We start from the raw sequence: 18,643 nt of genomic DNA on the forward strand, positions 1-18,643 counted from the left end.
CTTCGGCTCGCTGGAGGGGTGCCCGAGTGGCTAAAGGGGGCAGACTGTAAATCTGTTGGCTTACGCCTACGCTGGTTCGAATCCAGCCTCCTCCACCAGCGCTTGAGTGGGCTGCAACTGCGAAGAAATCCAAGGGGTTCCAGCCCATTTGGCAGACGATGCGGGAGTAGTTCAATGGTAGAACCTTAGCCTTCCAAGCTAATGACACGGGTTCGATTCCCGTCTCCCGCTCCAAGCGGTTTCGGTGTGTTGGCGATGAGTTTTCGCCCTTGTGGCTCAGTGGTAGAGCACTCCCTTGGTAAGGGAGAGGTCGCGGGTCCGATTCCCGCCAAGGGCACCAGCGTTTAGGTTTTTTGTTGTGAGTTTTTTTTCGGAGTCGAAAGATGGCAAAAGGCAAGTTTGAGCGGACCAAACCGCACGTGAACGTGGGCACGATTGGCCACGTTGACCATGGCAAGACGACGCTGACAGCGGCGATCACGACGATTTTGTCGGCGAAGTTTGGTGGTGAGGCCAAGGCCTACGACCAAATTGACGCAGCGCCTGAAGAGAAGGCACGCGGCATCACGATCAACACGGCGCACGTGGAGTACGAGACGGAGAACCGTCACTACGCGCACGTGGACTGCCCCGGACACGCTGACTATGTGAAGAACATGATCACGGGTGCGGCGCAAATGGACGGCGCGATTTTGGTGTGCTCGGCCGCTGACGGCCCCATGCCCCAAACCCGCGAACACATTTTGTTGGCCCGCCAAGTGGGCGTGCCTTACATCATCGTGTTTTTGAACAAGTGCGACATGGTGGACGACGCCGAGTTGCTCGAGTTGGTGGAAATGGAAGTGCGCGAGTTGCTGGACAAATACGATTTCCCAGGCGACGCGACCCCCATCATCCATGGCTCAGCCAAGCTGGCCTTGGAAGGCGACAAAGGTCCTTTGGGCGAAGAAGCCATCTTCAAATTGGCCGCGGCTCTGGACTCTTACATCCCCACACCTGAGCGTGCCATTGACGGCGCGTTCTTGATGCCTGTGGAAGACGTGTTCTCCATCTCTGGCCGCGGTACCGTGGTGACAGGTCGCGTCGAGCGCGGCATCATCAAGGTTGGCGAAGAGATCGAAATCGTGGGCATTGTGGACACAGTGAAGACCACTTGCACGGGCGTTGAGATGTTCCGCAAGTTGCTGGACCAAGGCCAAGCGGGTGACAACGTGGGTATTTTGTTGCGCGGCACCAAGCGCGAAGACGTGCAGCGCGGCCAAGTGCTGTGCAAGCCCGGCTCGGTCAAGCCGCACACCCATTTCACGGCTGAGATTTACGTGTTGAGCAAAGACGAAGGTGGTCGCCACACGCCTTTCTTCAACAACTACCGCCCCCAGTTCTACTTCCGCACGACGGACGTGACCGGCGCGATCGAATTGCCAGAAGGCAAAGAGATGGTGATGCCTGGTGACAACGTGTCGATCACGGTGAAGTTGATCCACCCGATTGCGATGGAAGAGGGCTTGCGCTTTGCCATCCGCGAGGGCGGCAAAACTGTTGGCGCCGGTGTCGTTGCCAAAATCATTGCATAAATCATTTCTTTACTGAGGTCTGGCACTTTGTGTTTGGCCTCAAGCAAGGCTTGATAGGGGTATAGCTCAATTGGCAGAGCGTCGGTCTCCAAAACCGAAGGTTGGGGGTTCGATTCCCTCTGCCCCTGCCACCTGATTGAAAGATTGGGTGAATACCAAGCCCGCCATTTCCCTGGCGGGCTTCGGTCTCTTGAAAAAACAAGTTTTTTGAATACAACCTGACTGCAAACGCCATGTCCACCGCACAGATCGAAACAGTAACAAGCCCAGCTGACAAAGCCAAATTGGCTGTGGCAGTGGCCTTGGTGCTGGCTGCGTTGGTTTTTTTCTACTTTCTGTCGAGTCAAGGTGCATTGGCCCAGTGGGGCGCCTTGATTGTTTGCTTGATCTTGGCCGTTGTGGTTTTTCTCACATCGTTACATGGCAAGCAACTCATTGGCTTTGGCCGTGATGCATGGCGCGAAGTGCTCAAGGTGGTTTGGCCCACCCGCAAAGAAGCCGTGCAAATGACAGCCTATGTGTTTGGTTTTGTTTTGCTGATGGCGGTGTTCTTGTGGTTGACAGATAAAACCGTCGAATGGGTGTTGTACGACTTGATTCTGGGATGGAAAAAATAATGACCGAAGAATCCCTGGAAACCAATTCGGTCACCGCGGCACCCGCGCACCCTGACATGCGTTGGTACGTGGTGCATGCCTATTCAGGCATGGAGAAGGCTGTCGAGCGCAACATCCTTGAGCGCATCAACCGCGCAGGTATGCAATCTAAATTTGGCCGCATTTTGGTGCCCACTGAAGAGGTGGTCGAAATGAAAAACGGCCAGCGCAAAACCACCGAACGTCGATTTTTCCCCGGCTATGTGCTGGTGGAAATGATCATGGACGATGAGAGCTGGCACTTGGTCAAGCACACCAACAAGGTCACTGGCTTCGTCGGTGGTGCACGCAATCGTCCAGCACCCATCTCTCAAGATGATGTGCTGAAAATCGTCAACCAAATGAAAGAAGGCACGGACAAGCCTCGCCACAAAGTGGAATTCATGGTGGGCGAGTATGTGCGTGTCAAAGATGGCCCCTTCACCGACTTCAATGGCACGGTTGAAGAAGTCAACTATGAGAAAAACAAAATGCGCGTGTCGGTCACCATTTTTGGTCGTGCCACACCCGTTGAATTGGAATTTGGTCAGGTGGAGAAGACCTAGTCTTCCACGGCCCTGTGATTGACTGGTTACCCGTTGTAGCCAGAGGAATTTGAAAACCAGTACTACCCGACTCGGTGCTGGTTGGATGAAGAAGAGTCGCTAACCCCGGGGAGTTCGCAAGAACGTTTGTACCCGCAAGGAGAAAAGCATGGCGAAGAAAATCGTCGGCTTCATCAAGCTGCAAGTGCCAGCTGGTAAAGCCAATCCATCGCCACCGATTGGTCCCGCTTTGGGCCAACGTGGTTTGAACATCATGGAATTCTGCAAGGCGTTCAACGCCCAGACCCAAGGCGTCGAGCCTGGTCTGCCTTTGCCTGTGGTCATCACAGCGTTTGCGGACAAATCCTTCACTTTCATCATCAAGACACCGCCTGCGGTCACCTTGATCAAGAAAGCCATCAAGCTCGACAAAGGCTCTTCCAAGCCCCACGTTGACAAGGTTGGCAAAATCACTCGTGCTCAGTTGGAAGAAATCGCCAAAGCCAAAATGGTTGACATGACTGCTGCCGATTTGGACGCTGCTGTGCGCACCATCGCTGGTTCTGCCCGTTCAATGGGCGTGACCGTGGAGGGCGTGGTATGAGCAAGCTGACCAAAAAGCAAAAAGCCTCTGCTGGCAAGGTTGACAGCAACAAGCTGTACCCGTTTGCTGATGCCCTGAAGATCGTCAAAGAGTGCGCCACTGCCAAGTTCGATGAGTCCATCGACGTGGCCGTGCAACTCGGTATTGACGCCAAGAAATCAGACCAAGTGGTGCGTGGCGCCGTCGTGTTGCCCAATGGCACCGGCAAAACCGCTCGCGTGGCCGTGTTCGCCCAAGGTGCCAAAGCTGAAGAAGCCTTGGCAGCCGGTGCCGACGTGGTCGGCATGGACGATTTGGCTGCCCGCGTGAAAGCTGGCGACATGCCTTTTGACGTGGTCATCGCCGCACCTGACGCGATGCGCGTGGTCGGCACCTTGGGTCAAATCTTGGGCCCGCGTGGTCTGATGCCCAACCCCAAAGTCGGCACGGTCACGCCTGACGTTGCTACGGCTGTGAAAAACGCCAAAGCAGGTCAAGTGCAATTCCGCGTTGACAAGGCCGGTATTGTTCACGGCACCATCGGTCGTCGTTCGTTCGACAGCGACAAATTGCAAGGCAATTTGGTCGCCCTCATCGATGCCTTGAACAAAGCCAAGCCCGCCACCAGCAAAGGTGTTTACCTGCGCAAATTGGCCGTGTCGTCCACCATGGGTGTGGGCGTGCGTGTGGACACCCAATCACTGAACGCGTAAAGCGTTTGGCAATTTCTGGCGTGGCCGCAAGGCGGCGTCAGAAGCGGTGGGTCAAGCAGGAATCCGTTTCTGCTTGAGCCATCCAAGACCGTTGGCGTGCAAGTTCGTTGCACTTAATTCACCAGCCAACGCAGATGGCGATCCCGCTGAAAAGAATTGATTTCTTGACAGTCAGGTCGCTGCAAAAGTGGCGTGTTGAAGGGGCAACCCGACAACACATTTTGAAGGAGTAGACCTTGAGTCTGAATCGCAGTGAAAAAGAAGCAGTCGTTGCCGAAGTGGCAGGACTTGCCGCACAAGCGCAGACGCTGGTGATGGCGGAATACCGCGGCATCACGGTCGCTGACATGATCAAGTTTCGTGCTAACGCGCGCAGCCATGGCGTCAATCTGAGTGTGTTGAAAAACACCTTGGCCCGCCGTGCTGTCGCAGGCACGCCATTTGAAGGTGTCGCAGACCAGATGACCGGCCCGCTGATCTATGGTTTTTCAGTTGATGCAGTTGCTGCCGCGAAAGTGGTGGCTGATTTCGCCAAGACCAACGACAAGTTGGTCATCCGTGGCGGTGCATTCGCAGGCAAAACCTTGGATGTCAACGGCGTCAAAGAATTGGCCAGCATTCCTTCCAAGGAAGTCTTGCTTGCGCAATTGTGTGGATTGCTCATGTCGCCCATGTCGCGCACCGCAGTGGTGCTCGGCGCGTTGGCGGCGAAAAAAGGCGAAGCGGCTGCTGCTTGATAGCAACCAGCCCATTCAAAAATTCGCTGCCTTCGTGGCAGCCCTGAAAAGTTAAGGAAACAACATGGCATTCGATAAAGACGCATTTTTGACCGCACTCGACAGCATGACGGTCATGGAACTCAACGATTTGGTGAAAGCCATCGAAGAGAAATTTGGCGTGAGCGCTGCAGCCATGGCTGCACCTGCAGCCGCTGGTGGCGGTGGTGGCGCAGCTGCTGCGGAAGAGAAAACCGAGTTCAACGTGATGTTGCTCGAAGCTGGTGCCAACAAAGTTGGCGTTATCAAAGCGGTTCGCGAAATCACCGGCTTGGGCTTGAAAGAAGCCAAAGACTTGGTCGATGGCGCACCCAAAGCTGTCAAAGAAGCCGCGCCTAAGGCAGATGCTGAAGCCGCCAAGAAAAAATTGGAAGAAGCTGGCGCCAAGGTCGAACTCAAGTAAACCCGGCGTTTACAAAGGCTGGCCGCTCTCAAAAAGGGTGCCAGCCTTTTGTGCTCTGTCAGAGCACACCCAACAGCAGGTCGTGGCCTGCTCTTGAGTGTCTTCTGAGCTGACTGCAGAAGAACCTTGGTTCGGGTTGCGTGCAATGCGCAACCGTCCGCCAACGCTGGTAGAGGCCAGCGGGCCAAGCACAACGTGCAGATGTTGGTCATCTGCACGGCCCCAGTCGCCGAGTGAATCAAGTCCGGAGAACTCATGGCCTATACATTTACCGAACGCAAGCGCATCCGCAAAAGTTTCGGCAGCCGCGACAGCGTGCTGGAAATTCCTTACCTGCTGCAAATGCAAAAAGACGCGTACACCGCGTTTTTGCAAGCTGACGTAGCCCCCAAAAAACGCAGCGCCGAAGGCTTGCAAGCCGCCTTTGAAGCCGCTTTCCCCATCGTCTCGCACAATGGTTTTGTCGAGATGAAGTACCTTGAGTACAACTTGGCCAAGCCCGCCTTTGATGTGCGCGAATGCCAAACCCGAGGCCTCACCTTCTCTTCCGCTGTTCGCGCTCGCGTGCAGCTGATCATTTACGACCGAGATTCCTCCACACCACAATCCAAAGTGGTGAAAGAAGTGAAAGAGCAAGAGGTCTACATGGGTGAAGTGCCCCTGATGACCGACAAAGGCTCCTTCATCATCAATGGCACCGAGCGCGTCATCGTGTCTCAGTTGCACCGTTCGCCTGGCGTGTTCTTTGAACACGACAAAGGCAAAACACACAGCTCGGGCAAATTGTTGTTCAGCGCCCGCATCATTCCCTACCGTGGCTCTTGGCTGGATTACGAGTTCGACCCGAAAGACATTTTGTATTTCCGCGTTGACCGCCGCCGCAAAATGCCCGTCACGATTTTGCTCAAAGCCATCGGCTTGACGCCCGAATCCATCTTGGCCAACTTCTTTGTGAACGACAACTTCCGCTTGATGGACAGTGGCGCACAAATGGAATTCGTGGCCGAGCGTTTGCGCGGTGAAGTCGCCCGTTTTGACATCACCGACAAAAACGGCAATGTGATCGTTGCCAAAGACAAACGCATCACGGCACGACATACCCGCGAAATGGAAACCACGGCCACCACCCATGTGTCGGTGCCCGAAGATTTCCTGATCGGCCGTGTCGTGGCACGCAACATCGTTGATGAAGAAACCGGTGAAATCATCGCCAAGGCCAACGACGAGTTGACCGAAGCTTTGCTGAAAAAACTGCGCACCAGTGGCGTCAAAGAATTGCAGTGCATCTACACCAACGAGTTGGACCAAGGTGCTTACATTTCACAAACCCTGCGCATCGATGAAACGGCAGACGAGTTTGCCGCACGCGTGGCCATCTACCGCATGATGCGTCCTGGCGAGCCGCCCACCGAAGACGCTGTGCAAGCTTTGTTTCAGCGATTGTTCTACAACCCAGACACCTACGATTTGTCACGCGTGGGTCGCATGAAGTTCAATGCCCGTGTTGGCCGCGATGAATCCTCCGGCCCCATGGTGCTGAACAACGAAGACATTTTGGCCGTGGTCAAAATCTTGGTGGACTTGCGCAATGGCCGTGGCGAAGTCGATGACATCGACCACTTGGGCAACCGCCGCGTGCGTTGCGTGGGTGAGTTGGCCGAAAACCAATACCGCACCGGTTTGGCACGGATTGAAAAAGCCGTGAAAGAACGTTTGGGTCAAGCCGAGCAAGAGCCACTCATGCCCCACGACTTGATCAACAGCAAGCCCATTTCGGCAGCGTTGAAAGAGTTCTTTGGCGCTTCTCAGTTGTCCCAGTTCATGGACCAAACCAACCCCTTGTCTGAAATCACGCACAAGCGTCGTGTATCAGCCCTGGGCCCAGGTGGTTTGACCCGCGAGCGTGCTGGCTTTGAGGTGCGTGACGTGCACGTGACCCATTACGGTCGTGTCTGCCCCATCGAAACACCTGAAGGTCCCAACATTGGCCTGATCAACTCGCTGTCTTTGTATGCGCGTTTGAACGAATACGGCTTCATTGAGACACCTTACCGTCGTGTGGCCGATGGCAAGGTCACCTTGGACATCGATTATTTGTCAGCCATCGAAGAAGCCAAGTACGTGATTGCGCAAGCGAACGCCGCTTTGGACAAAGACGACCGTTTGATCGGCGACCTGGTGTCTGCCCGTGAAAAAGGCGAATCTATTTTGTGCGGCGCCGAGCGCGTGCAGTACATGGATGTGTCGCCAGCCCAAATCGTGTCGGTGGCTGCATCGCTGGTGCCCTTCTTGGAACACGATGACGCCAACCGCGCTTTGATGGGTGCCAACATGCAGCGTCAAGCTGTGCCAGTGTTGCGCCCAGAAAAAGCCTTTGTCGGCACCGGCATTGAACGCGTGGCTGCCATCGACTCGGGTACCGTGGTCACGGCCAACCGTGGTGGTGTGGTGGATTATGTGGACGCCACCCGCGTCGTGGTTCGCGTCAATGACGCAGAAACCCAGGCCGGTGAAGTGGGTGTGGACATCTACAACCTCATCAAATACCAACGCTCCAACCAAAACACCAACATCCACCAACGCGCCTTCGTCAAGCGTGGTGACAAGTTGGCCAAAGGCGACGTCATCGCTGACGGCGCTTCCACCGATTTGGGTGAATTGGCCTTGGGTCAAAACATGTTGGTCGCGTTCATGCCCTGGAACGGTTACAACTTCGAAGACTCCATCCTCATCTCTGAGCGTGTGGTTGCCGAAGACCGTTACACCTCCATCCACATCGAAGAATTGGTGGTGATGGCACGTGACACCAAATTGGGCGCAGAAGAAATCACCCGCGACATCCCGAATTTGGCCGAACAACAACTCAACCGTTTGGACGAGTCCGGCATCATCTTCGTCGGTGCAGAAGTGCAGCCTGGCGATGTGCTGGTGGGCAAAGTGACACCCAAAGGTGAAACCACGCTGACGCCTGAGGAGAAATTGCTCCGCGCCATCTTCGGTGAAAAAGCTTCGGATGTGAAAGACACCTCTTTGCGTGTGGATCAAGGTTCGCAAGGTACCGTCATCGACGTGCAAGTCTTCACCCGTGAAGGCATCGTGCGCGACAAACGCGCACAGCAAATCATTGACGATGAGCTCAAGCGTTTCCGCTTGGACTTGAACGACCAGTTGCGCATTGTGGAAGCCGATGCTTTCGACCGTATCCACAAATTGCTCTTGGGCAAAGTGGCCAACGGTGGACCGCAGAAGCTGGCCAAAGGCAGCAAGATCGACAAAGACTATCTGGCTGGCGTGGAGAAATTCCACTGGTTTGACATCCGCCCCGCAGATGAAGATGTTGCCTCGCAACTGGAAAGCATCAAAAACGCGTTGGCGCAAACCCGCCACAGTTTCGATTTGGCTTTTGAAGAAAAGCGGAAAAAACTCACCCAAGGTGATGAGTTGCCAGCCGGTGTGTTGAAAATGGTCAAGGTTTACCTGGCCGTCAAGCGTCGCTTGCAGCCCGGTGACAAGATGGCTGGCCGCCATGGCAACAAAGGCGTGGTCTCCAAAATCGTACCCGTGGAAGACATGCCTTACATGGCCGATGGCACGCCTGTGGACATCGTGCTCAACCCCTTGGGCGTGCCTTCGCGCATGAACGTGGGTCAGGTGCTGGAAGTGCATTTGGGCTGGGCTGCCAAAGGCATTGGCGAGCAACTGGGCTTCATGATGCAAGAAGAAGCCAAGGCAACCGAATTGCGCAGCTTCTTGGAAACCCTCTACAACACCACAGGTCACAAAGAAGACCTGAGCAAGTTGACTGACAAAGACATCAAGGAAATGGCCAACAACTTGTCCACTGGTGTGCCGTTTGCCACCCCGGTGTTTGATGGCGCCTCGGAAGAAGACATTCGTACCATGCTGAAGGTGGCCTACCCAGATGATGTGGTCAAGTCCAAAGGCTTGACTTCGGCCCGCACCCAGGCCAACTTGTTTGATGGTTGTACCGGTGATGCTTTCGACCGACCCACCACCGTGGGCTACATGCACGTGTTGAAGTTGCACCACTTGGTGGACGACAAGATGCATGCACGTTCTACCGGCCCCTACAGCTTGGTCACCCAACAACCTTTGGGCGGCAAGGCCCAGTTTGGTGGTCAACGTTTTGGCGAGATGGAGGTCTGGGCGCTGGAAGCCTATGGCGCCTCCTACACCTTGCAGGAAATGCTCACCGTCAAATCCGACGATGTGCAAGGCCGCACCAAGGTTTACGAAAGCATCGTCAAAGGCGAACACGCGATCGAAGCGGGCATGCCCGAATCGTTCAACGTGTTGGTCAAAGAAATTCGTTCATTGGGCATTGATATTGAGTTGGAGCGTTCATGAAATCATTACTCGACCTCTTTAAGCAGTTCACACCTGATGAGCATTTCGATGCCATCAAAATTGGCCTGGCTTCCCCGGAAAAAATCCGCTCATGGTCTTTTGGTGAAGTTAAAAAGCCTGAAACCATCAACTACCGCACCTTCAAACCTGAGCGCGATGGTTTGTTTTGCGCCAAGATTTTTGGCCCCATCAAAGACTACGAATGCTTGTGCGGCAAATACAAACGCCTGAAACACCGTGGTGTGATTTGCGAGAAGTGCGGCGTTGAAGTCACCCAAACCAAAGTGCGTCGCGAACGCATGGGTCACATCGACCTGGCAGCACCTTGCGCCCACATTTGGTTCTTGAAATCCTTGCCCAGCCGTTTGGGCTTGGTGTTGGACATGACCCTGCGTGACATCGAACGTGTCTTGTATTTTGAAGCTTATGTCGTGACCGATCCCGGCATGACCTCGCTGAAAAAATACGCCATCATGACCGAGGATGAGTACGAAGCCAAACGCACAGAACTTGGCGACGAGTTCCAAGCCAAGATGGGTGCTGAAGGTGTTCGCGATCTGTTGGAGAGCATGGAAATCGACATGGAGATTGAAAAACTCCGCAACGATTTGACCGGCTCTGAAATCAAGATCAAGAAAAACGCCAAGCGTTTGAAAGTCCTTGAGGCTTTCAAAAAATCGGGTATCAAACCCGAGTGGATGGTGTTGTCGGTGTTGCCGGTGTTGCCACCCGATTTGCGCCCCTTGGTGCCGTTGGACGGTGGTCGTTTCGCCACCTCCGACTTGAACGACTTGTACCGTCGCGTCATCAACCGCAACAGCCGTTTGCGTCGTTTGCTGGAACTCAACGCGCCTGAAATCATTGCACGCAATGAAAAGCGCATGTTGCAAGAAGCTGTGGACAGCTTGCTGGACAACGGTCGCCGTGGCAAAGCCATGACCGGCGCCAACAAGCGTGCGCTCAAGTCTTTGGCCGACATGATCAAAGGCAAGTCGGGTCGTTTCCGTCAAAACTTGTTGGGCAAGCGCGTCGATTACTCTGGCCGTTCAGTCATCACTGTGGGCCCCACCCTCAAACTGCACCAGTGCGGTTTGCCCAAGCTCATGGCCCTCGAGTTGTTCAAGCCCTTCATCTTCAGCAAGCTGGAGCTGATGGGCATTGCCACCACCATCAAGGCAGCCAAAAAAGAAGTTGAAGCAGGCACCCCTGTGGTGTGGGATATCTTGGAAGAGGTCATCAAAGAGCATCCCGTGTTGCTTAACCGTGCCCCCACGCTGCACCGTTTGGGCATTCAAGCGTTTGAGCCGATCTTGATTGAAGGCAAGGCCATTCAGTTGCACCCGCTCGTTTGCTCGGCCTTCAACGCCGACTTCGACGGCGACCAAATGGCGGTTCACGTGCCTTTGTCGGTGGAAGCGCAAATGGAAGCCCGCACCTTGATGCTGGCCTCCAACAACGTGCTGTTCCCCGCCAGTGGCGAGCCATCCATCGTGCCGTCGCAAGACGTGGTGCTGGGCCTGTACTACACGACCCGTGAGCGCATCAACGGCAAAGGCGAAGGCCTGGTGTTCGCCGACATTGGCGAGGTGCAACGCGCCTTGGATGCCAATGTGGTGGAACTCACTGCCAAGATCACGGTGCGCATGACCGAGTGGACCAAAGACAAAGTCACGGAAGAGTTTTCTTCCAGCACCTCGTTGGTAGAAACCACCGTCGGCCGTGCCTTGTTGTCCGAGATCCTGCCCAAAGGCTTGCCTTTCAGCAACTTGAACAAAGCGCTGAAGAAGAAAGAAATTTCCAAGCTGATCAACACCTCATTCCGCAAATGCGGTTTGAAAGAAACCGTGGTGTTCGCCGACAAACTGTTGCAAAACGGTTTCCGTTTGGCCACCCGTGCAGGCATCTCCATCTGTATCGACGACATGTTGGTGCCGCATGAGAAACACGCCATCATTGAAAGCGCTGAAAAAGAAGTCAAAGACATCGAGCAGCAATACGTCTCGGGTTTGGTCACTTCTGGCGAGCGTTACAACAAGGTCGTGGACATTTGGGGCAAGGCCGGTGACGCCGTCTCCAAGGTGATGATGGACCAACTCCGCAAAGAGAAAACCATCGACCGCCATGGCAATGAAGTCGAGCAAGAGTCGTTCAACTCCATCTACATGATGGCCGACTCGGGTGCGCGCGGTTCAGCCGCTCAGATTCGCCAGTTGGCGGGTATGCGCGGTTTGATGGCCAAGCCTGATGGCTCCATCATCGAGACGCCCATCACGGCCAACTTCCGTGAAGGCCTGAACGTGTTGCAGTACTTCATCTCGACCCACGGTGCGCGTAAAGGTCTGGCCGATACCGCTTTGAAAACAGCGAACTCGGGCTACTTGACGCGTCGTTTGGTAGACGTGACCCAAGACTTGGTGGTCATTGAAGACGATTGCGGCACAGCCAATGGTCAAGTCATGCGTGCCATTGTTGAAGGTGGTGAAGTGATCGAGTCCTTGCGTGACCGTGTCTTGGGCCGTTCTGTGGCCGAAGACGTGATTCACCCCGAAACCCGTGAGGTGTTGGTGCCTGCGGGCAACATGCTGGACGAAGACCTGATCGACGAGATCGAGTTGTTGGGCGTGGACGAAATCAAAGTCCGCACGGCATTGAATTGCGAAACGCGCTTTGGTTTGTGCGCCAAGTGCTATGGCCGCGATTTGGGTCGTGGCGGTTTGGTCAACGTCGGCGAAGCTGTCGGTGTGATTGCAGCGCAATCCATCGGCGAACCCGGTACTCAGTTGACCATGCGAACCTTCCACATTGGTGGCGCGGCTTCTCGTGCGGCCGTGGCCTCCAGCGTGGATGCCAAGTCCAACGGCGTGATTGGCTTCAACGCCACCATGCGTTATGTGACCAACAGCAAGAAAGAGTTGGTTGTCATTTCTCGCTCGGGTGAAATCATCATTCACGACGAACAAGGTCGCGAACGCGAACGTCACAAAGTGCCCTATGGCGCCATCCTGGCCATCAAGCCAGACCAAGCCATCAAGGCTGGCACCATCTTGGCCAACTGGGATCCGCTCACACGTCCCGTGATCACCGAGTTCGCCGGTAAAACCCAATTCGAGAATGTCGAAGAAGGTCTGACGGTTGCCAAACAGCTCGATGAAGTGACCGGTTTGTCCACGCTGGTGGTGATCGATCCCAAGCGACGTGGTTCCACCAAAGTGGTGCGTCCGCAGGTGAAACTGATCGACGCCTCTGGCAAAGAAGTCAAGATCCCTGGCACCGATCATTCGGTGACCATCGGCTTCCAAATCGGTGCGCTGATTCAAGTGCGCGACGGTCAAGAAGTGGGTCCTGGCGAAGTGCTGGCGCGTATCCCTGTTGAAGGTCAAAAGACCCGAGACATCACCGGCGGTTTGCCCCGTGTGGCTGAACTGTTCGAAGCGCGTTCGCCCAAAGACAAGGGCATCTTGGCTGAGATGACCGGCACCGTGTCCTTCGGTAAGGAAACCAAAGGCAAGATCCGCCTGCAGATCACCGACCCCGAAGGCAAAGTGTGGGAAGAGCTCATCCCCAAAGAGAAAAACATGGTGGTGCACGAAGGCCAAGTGGTCAACAAGGGCGAGAGCATTGTGGACGGCCCCGCCGACCCGCAAGACATCTTGCGTTTGTTGGGCATCGAGGAACTCGCACGCTACATCGTGGACGAAGTGCAAGACGTGTACCGTTTGCAAGGCGTGAAGATCAATGACAAGCACATTGAAGTGATCGTTCGTCAAATGCTGCGCCGTGTGGTGGTCGACAACGTCGGCGACACCAACTACATCAGTGGTGAACAAGTCGAGCGTTCTGAAATGCTCAACACCAACGAAGCGCTGCAACGGGATGGCAAGATTCCAGCCACATACACCAATTTGTTGCTGGGTATCACCAAAGCTTCTTTGTCCACCGACTCCTTCATCTCTGCGGCTTCTTTCCAAGAAACCACACGTGTGCTCACCGAAGCGGCCATCATGGGCAAGCGCGACGAGTTGCGTGGCTTGAAAGAAAACGTCATCGTTGGTCGTCTCATTCCCGCTGGTTCGGGCATGGCCTACCACCGTGCACGCAAAGCCAAAGACCTGATGGACGAAGCCGAACGTCGCGCCATTGCCGATTCCGAGGCCGAAGAACTGGCCTTGGCGCAGCAAGAAGGTGCCAGCGAAGAGACACCTGCAGCTGACTAACCCCCTAGGCCCTTCGGGGCCTGGCGGGAACGTCTGGCACGTTTCAAAGCGCTGAAATGCTGTTGCATTCGGGCTGGTTTTTATTGCTGCTGTCGATCCTGGTGTTTTGGTCACTGGGGGCTTACAACCGCTTGGTGCGCTTGCGTGCCCAAGTCGCGCAGCAATTCGGACCACTCGAAAGCGTCTTGATGAATTACCAAGAGTTGGTTCACCAAGCCGTCACGGCTGCGGCAACCGCGCCGCAGTTGTGGGCGACCTCCTCTGCACCTGATTTGGGAGCCGACCAATGGACCCGTTTGCAAGTCGCAGCTGGATTGAGCACGGTGGCCATGGCTCGGATGCAATCGCATCCACTTGATCCCGATAGCGTCAAAGCCATGCAAGATGCCGCCTCTGAATTGCAAGACGCCTGGTTGGCATTGATTCATCCCGATGTCTATTACGTGAGCGTCCCCGAGCCCCTTAAACAGCGCTGGCTTGAATTGGATGTGTTGGTGCAACCTGAAGTGCAGCGTTACAACGCTGCGATAGAAGACTACAACCAAGCCATTGCCCAGTACCCTGCAGCTTTGTTGGCCAAGATTTTTCAGTTTCATCCAGCGACTATTTTGTGATGCACTCGCCAAGCGACGCTGCAAGTTTGGCCCCGCCGCTTTGGCAACAATTGCAAGCTTGTGCGCAAGCACTTCAAGCGGTGCTGCAAGGTCGCAATCACAGTCAAGCTTTGACCAAAGTAGACCCGCGTTTGCGTCCAGCTGCACAAGCTTTGTTGTTTGCGGTGTTGCGTCAATGGGGCCGCACCTTGGCCGTGAAAAAACATTTGGTTCAAAGACAACCCAGCGCTGAGGCCAACGCACTCCTTTGCGTGGGAGTGGCCTTGGCACTGCACCCAGACCAGGCCATGTACCCTGCACACACGCTGGTGAGCCAATTGGTGGAAGCCGCCAAACGCAACCCAGCCACCAAGGCCCAAGCCGCCTTCATCAATGCCTGTGTGCGGCGCTTTTTGCGCGAACGCGAAGCCTTGATGGCGCAAACCAACAGCCTGCCCAGCGCCCAATGGAATGCGCCTGAATGGTGGATTCAAGCGATGCGCCAAGACCATCCTGAAGATTGGTCATCTATTCTGAAGGCGAGTTTGCAAGCCGCACCCATGGCGGTGCGGGTCAACACCCGCTTGATCAGCCGCGATGCTTTGCAAAGCCAATGGCGTGCACAAGGTATTGACACCGATACATCAGGTGAAGTGGGCTTGGTGTTGCACCAAGCGCGAGGCGTACACAGTCTGCCTGGTTTCGAGGAAGGCTGGTGGTCGGTACAAGACTTGGGCGCGCAGTTGGCCGCACCCACCTTGCTTCAGGGCTTGCAAGCGGCGTCAGGGCAACGCTTACGGGTGCTGGATGCGTGTGCTGCACCGGGTGGCAAAACCGCGCATTTGTTGGAAATGGCCGATGTCGATGTCTTGGCTCTGGACATTGACGCACAGCGTTGCCAGCGCATTGAAGAGAACTTGAATCGCTTGCAGTTGAAAGCCAAAGTGCGTGCTGCCGATGCTGCCCAACCGAGCAACTGGTGGGATGGCCAAGCCTTTGATGCCATCTTGCTGGATGCACCATGTACCGCTTCTGGCATTGTGCGGCGGCATCCGGATATTCCTTGGCTGCGCAGGGCCAGTGACCTGGCCGGACTGGCACAGCAGCAACAAGCCTTGTTGCATGCCTTGTGGCCCCTGCTCAAGCCCGGAGGTCGGTTGCTTTATTGCACCTGTTCACTGTTTGTCAAAGAGGGGCAAGGTCAAATTGATTCGTTTCTTGGAAACAACACTCAGGCCCGATTGCTTCCCTCTGCAGGTCAATTAAAGCCCACCCAAAGCACAAACACTGCTTCGGTCTTGGACAATGGTCTGCGTGACCATGATGGATTCTTTTATGCCCTGCTTGAACACCGCCTCGATGCCTAGGCGCGGCTGTGATCGCTTAGCGCGCTACCTGCGGCAGACCTTGCTCTTCTTGGGCTTGGCCCTGAGCATTGGCTATGTGCATGCGCAATCCAGCGCTGTGCAATGGACCGAGTTTCAAATCGAGCGAGGCGAGGACGGGCTGTACCTGAATGCGGCCCTGGCTTTTGAGTTGCCTGGTAGCTTGGAAGATGCCCTGACCCGGGGCATGCCAGTGAATTTTGTATTGCAAGCCACGGTTTTGCGTGAGCGCTGGTATTGGTATGACAAACGCATCAGCCAAACTGAACGGCATATTCGGCTGAGTTATCAGCCGTTGTCACGCCGCTGGCGGGTGATGCAATCCGCACAACCGATTCAGTCCAGTGGCTTGGGCGTGTCACTGGGTAGCAGTTACGACAGCTTGAAAGATGCATTGCAAGCGATTCAAAAAATCAACCGTTGGAAGATGGCTGAACTCAGCGTGCTCAATACAGATGCCAAGCAAAAGTTGGACATTCAATTCAATCTCGATTTGAGTCAACTCCCGCAAGCCTTGCAGTTTGGCAATTTAGTCACCAACGATTGGGCGCTCGAGCTGCGCCAATCACAGCGCTTGGATGACTTGGGCAAATGATGCAAACAACGGCGACGGCATTGCGTCACCGCAGTTGGTTGCTGGGGGTGGTGTTGACCATTCTCATGTCCTTGGCTCTGGTGCTGCTGTTTTTACTCACCCAAGCAACCCAACGCTGGGATGTTTACGAGCAAAACTACAGCCTGCTGTTTGGTTTGAACACAGTGTTTGCCGGCTTGTTGTTGTTGGTGATCACTTGGTTTGCGTGGCGACTGATCAGCCGTTTGCGTCAAGGTAAATTTGGCAGCCGATTGCTTGTCAAGCTGGCTGCTATTTTTGGCTTGGTGGGTATCTTGCCGGGCCTATTGATTTACGGTGTGTCTTACCAATTCGTCACCCGTTCCATCGAGGTATGGTTTGATACCAAGGTGGAGGTGGCACTGGATGCAGGTCTGAACTTGAGTCGATCGACGCTGGAGAGTTTGGCCAATGAGTTAACCGCCAGCGTTCGCAGCGCAAGCGCAGGTTTGCGGGGTGAATCTGACAGCAACATGCCGATCGCGCTGGAAAAGGTGCGCGAGCAACTTGACGCCAACGAAGTCACACTATGGCGCAGCAATGGCACCGTGGTGGCGACGGTTGGCGAAGCCAGATACCAGTTGCAGCCAGAACGTCCCAGTGCCTCGGATTGGCGACAAGTGCGACAACAAGGTGTCAGTTGGCGCAGTGAGGGTTTGGATGACAACAGTCCCGGCATGGTGCCGCGCATGACTGTGTTGTTGAAGATGCCTGGTACAGGCTTTCAACTTGATGAACAGCAACAGGTTTTGCAAGTCGTCAAAAAACTACCGCCTGTTTTGGTGGCCAACGCCTTGGCGGTGTTGGAGGCCAACCGGGAATATCAAGAGCGTGCCTTGGCTCGCAACGGCTTGCAACGCATGTACATTGGCACCCTCACTTTGGCCTTGTTTTTGGCGGTGTTTGGCGCGGTGTTGTTGGCCGTTTTACTGGGCAATCAATTGGCCAAACCCTTGCTGGTGTTGGCCGAGGGTGTTCGCGATGTGGCAGCAGGGGACTTGCGGCCTAAACCTTTTTTGCAAGGCAAAGACGAACTGGACGGTCTGACGAGGTCCTTTGCCGACATGACCCAGCAACTTTCGGATGCTCGCAATTCAGTCGAGCGCAGCATGGCGCAAGTGGATTTGGCACGCAGCCATTTGCAAACCATGTTGGACAACCTGACCGCGGGTGTGATTTTGTTGAATCGAGATGGCGAGATCTTGTCCATCAACCCCGGAGCGACGCGCATTTTGCAAATCCCCATGGCCGCGCATGTGGGCAAACCCTTGCAAGCGGTGGAAGGCTTGGAGGTGTTCGGTCACCAAGTGATGGAGCAGTTTGCCGAGTTTGTGGGTGAGCATCAGCAACACAGTCTGGACCACTGGCAGCAATCCTTTGAATTGGACGCGACCCTGCCGCGTGACCGAGCCAACGACTTTGCTGCGCAAACGGTGAGCCACACCACCTTGGTGGCTCGAGGTGCCTTGCTGCCACAAGGCGATTGGCTGCTGGTCTTTGATGACATCTCCGAAATTGTCTCTGCACAGCGCACCCAAGCTTGGGCCGAGGTGGCCAGACGCTTGGCCCATGAAATCAAGAATCCGCTCACACCCATCCAGCTTTCGGCCGAACGCTTGGCCATGAAGCTGCAGGGTAAGCTGGATGCCGCTGATCAAACCCTGGTCACCAAATCCGTGAAAACCATCGTTGACCAAGTAGATGCTTTGCAGCGATTGGTGAATGAATTCCGTGACTTTGGCCGCTTGCCACAAGCGCGTTTGCAAGCGCTGGATATGAATGAGATGTTGGGGGAGATGATGCCCTTGTACGATAACGTGAATGCGGTGGTGCCAGTGCGTTGGCAATTGCAAGAAGGCTTGCCACCCATCCTGGGGGATGCCGCTCAGTTGCGCCAGGTGGTGCACAACCTGATTCAAAACGCGCAAGATGCTTGTGCACAATCGCCTAGAGCCCAAGTGGAAGTGCGCACTGAAATGCGGCCACAATCACAAAGAGTGCGATTGAGTGTTCACGACAATGGCAGCGGCTTCAGTGAAGCTGTTTTGCAGCGGGCATTTGAACCTTACGTCACCACCAAAGCCAGCGGGACGGGTTTGGGCTTGGCCGTGGTGAAGAAAATTGCTGATGAGCACCATGCACGTATCGAGCTCAAAAACAAACTTCAAGATGAGCTGGTCACTGGTGCGCAAGTATCGTTATCATTTCGACTGGCAGATTCCCAACTCAACCTGAACTGAA

At 55.0% G+C, this 18,643-nt stretch carries 13 protein-coding genes and 4 tRNA genes; all 17 read left to right on the plus strand.

Features of this window, described 5'->3' with window-relative positions; all coding sequences use genetic code 11:
• Positions 1-12: 12 nt before the first annotated feature.
• Positions 13-98: transfer RNA gene (locus AC8GFP_RS07340), tRNA-Tyr, on the plus strand.
• 62 nt (positions 99-160) lie between these two features.
• Positions 161-234 (plus strand) — tRNA-Gly (locus tag AC8GFP_RS07345).
• A gap of 31 nt (positions 235-265) precedes the next feature.
• A tRNA-Thr gene (locus AC8GFP_RS07350) sits at positions 266-340 on the plus strand.
• Positions 341-383: 43 nt separating this feature from the next.
• Complete coding sequence (gene tuf / locus AC8GFP_RS07355) at positions 384-1,574, plus strand: elongation factor Tu (RefSeq protein WP_506611637.1); 1,191 nt, start codon at positions 384-386, stop codon at positions 1,572-1,574.
• 55 nt (positions 1,575-1,629) lie between these two features.
• Positions 1,630-1,705 (plus strand) — tRNA-Trp (locus tag AC8GFP_RS07360).
• Between the two features lie 102 nt (positions 1,706-1,807).
• Complete coding sequence (gene secE, locus AC8GFP_RS07365) at positions 1,808-2,191, plus strand: preprotein translocase subunit SecE (RefSeq protein ID WP_506611759.1); 384 nt, start codon at positions 1,808-1,810, stop codon at positions 2,189-2,191.
• Positions 2,191-2,775: a transcription termination/antitermination protein NusG gene (gene nusG, locus AC8GFP_RS07370; protein WP_506611761.1), complete on the plus strand. Its 585-nt coding sequence runs from the start codon at positions 2,191-2,193 to the stop codon at positions 2,773-2,775. Before secE ends, nusG begins: the two co-directional genes overlap by 1 nt.
• 148 nt (positions 2,776-2,923) lie before the next feature.
• Positions 2,924-3,358: a 50S ribosomal protein L11 gene (gene rplK / locus AC8GFP_RS07375; protein ID WP_506611763.1), complete on the plus strand. Its 435-nt coding sequence runs from the start codon at positions 2,924-2,926 to the stop codon at positions 3,356-3,358.
• Positions 3,355-4,050 carry a 50S ribosomal protein L1 gene (gene rplA / locus AC8GFP_RS07380; protein ID WP_506611765.1) on the plus strand — a complete coding sequence of 232 codons (696 nt, stop codon included), beginning with the start codon at positions 3,355-3,357 and terminating at the stop codon, positions 4,048-4,050. The genes rplK and rplA overlap by 4 nt, the downstream gene beginning before the upstream one ends.
• A gap of 236 nt (positions 4,051-4,286) precedes the next feature.
• Entirely contained in the window at positions 4,287-4,787 is a 501-nt protein-coding gene (gene rplJ / locus AC8GFP_RS07385) for a 50S ribosomal protein L10 (protein ID WP_506611767.1), read from the plus strand.
• Positions 4,788-4,851: 64 nt separating this feature from the next.
• Positions 4,852-5,229 (plus strand): 50S ribosomal protein L7/L12, encoded by a 378-nt coding sequence (gene rplL / locus AC8GFP_RS07390; protein WP_506611769.1) that lies wholly within the window; start codon positions 4,852-4,854, stop codon positions 5,227-5,229.
• A 255-nt stretch (positions 5,230-5,484) separates the two neighbouring features.
• Positions 5,485-9,597 carry a DNA-directed RNA polymerase subunit beta gene (gene rpoB / locus AC8GFP_RS07395; protein ID WP_506611771.1) on the plus strand — a complete coding sequence of 1,371 codons (4,113 nt, stop codon included), beginning with the start codon at positions 5,485-5,487 and terminating at the stop codon, positions 9,595-9,597.
• Entirely contained in the window at positions 9,594-13,811 is a 4,218-nt protein-coding gene (gene rpoC, locus AC8GFP_RS07400; protein ID WP_506611773.1) for a DNA-directed RNA polymerase subunit beta', read from the plus strand. Before rpoB ends, rpoC begins: the two co-directional genes overlap by 4 nt.
• Before the next feature lie 56 nt (positions 13,812-13,867).
• Positions 13,868-14,425, plus strand: coding sequence for a LemA family protein (locus tag AC8GFP_RS07405; protein ID WP_506611775.1), 558 nt, complete (start codon positions 13,868-13,870; stop codon positions 14,423-14,425).
• Positions 14,425-15,771, plus strand: a complete 1,347-nt coding sequence (rsmB, locus tag AC8GFP_RS07410; RefSeq protein ID WP_506611778.1) for a 16S rRNA (cytosine(967)-C(5))-methyltransferase RsmB — start codon at positions 14,425-14,427, stop codon at positions 15,769-15,771. The genes AC8GFP_RS07405 and rsmB overlap by 1 nt, the downstream gene beginning before the upstream one ends.
• Positions 15,740-16,384 carry a DUF4390 domain-containing protein gene (locus AC8GFP_RS07415; RefSeq protein WP_506611780.1) on the plus strand — a complete coding sequence of 215 codons (645 nt, stop codon included), beginning with the start codon at positions 15,740-15,742 and terminating at the stop codon, positions 16,382-16,384. The genes rsmB and AC8GFP_RS07415 overlap by 32 nt, the downstream gene beginning before the upstream one ends.
• A complete protein-coding gene (locus tag AC8GFP_RS07420; RefSeq protein ID WP_506611781.1) occupies positions 16,384-18,642 on the plus strand; it encodes a sensor histidine kinase in 2,259 nt (752 codons plus the stop codon). The genes AC8GFP_RS07415 and AC8GFP_RS07420 overlap by 1 nt, the downstream gene beginning before the upstream one ends.
• Position 18,643 lies beyond the last annotated feature (1 nt).

It is taken from the genome of Limnohabitans simekii (SeqCode), from assembly GCF_965234735.1.
Taxonomy (GTDB): Bacteria; Pseudomonadota; Gammaproteobacteria; order Burkholderiales; family Burkholderiaceae_C; genus Limnohabitans; species Limnohabitans simekii.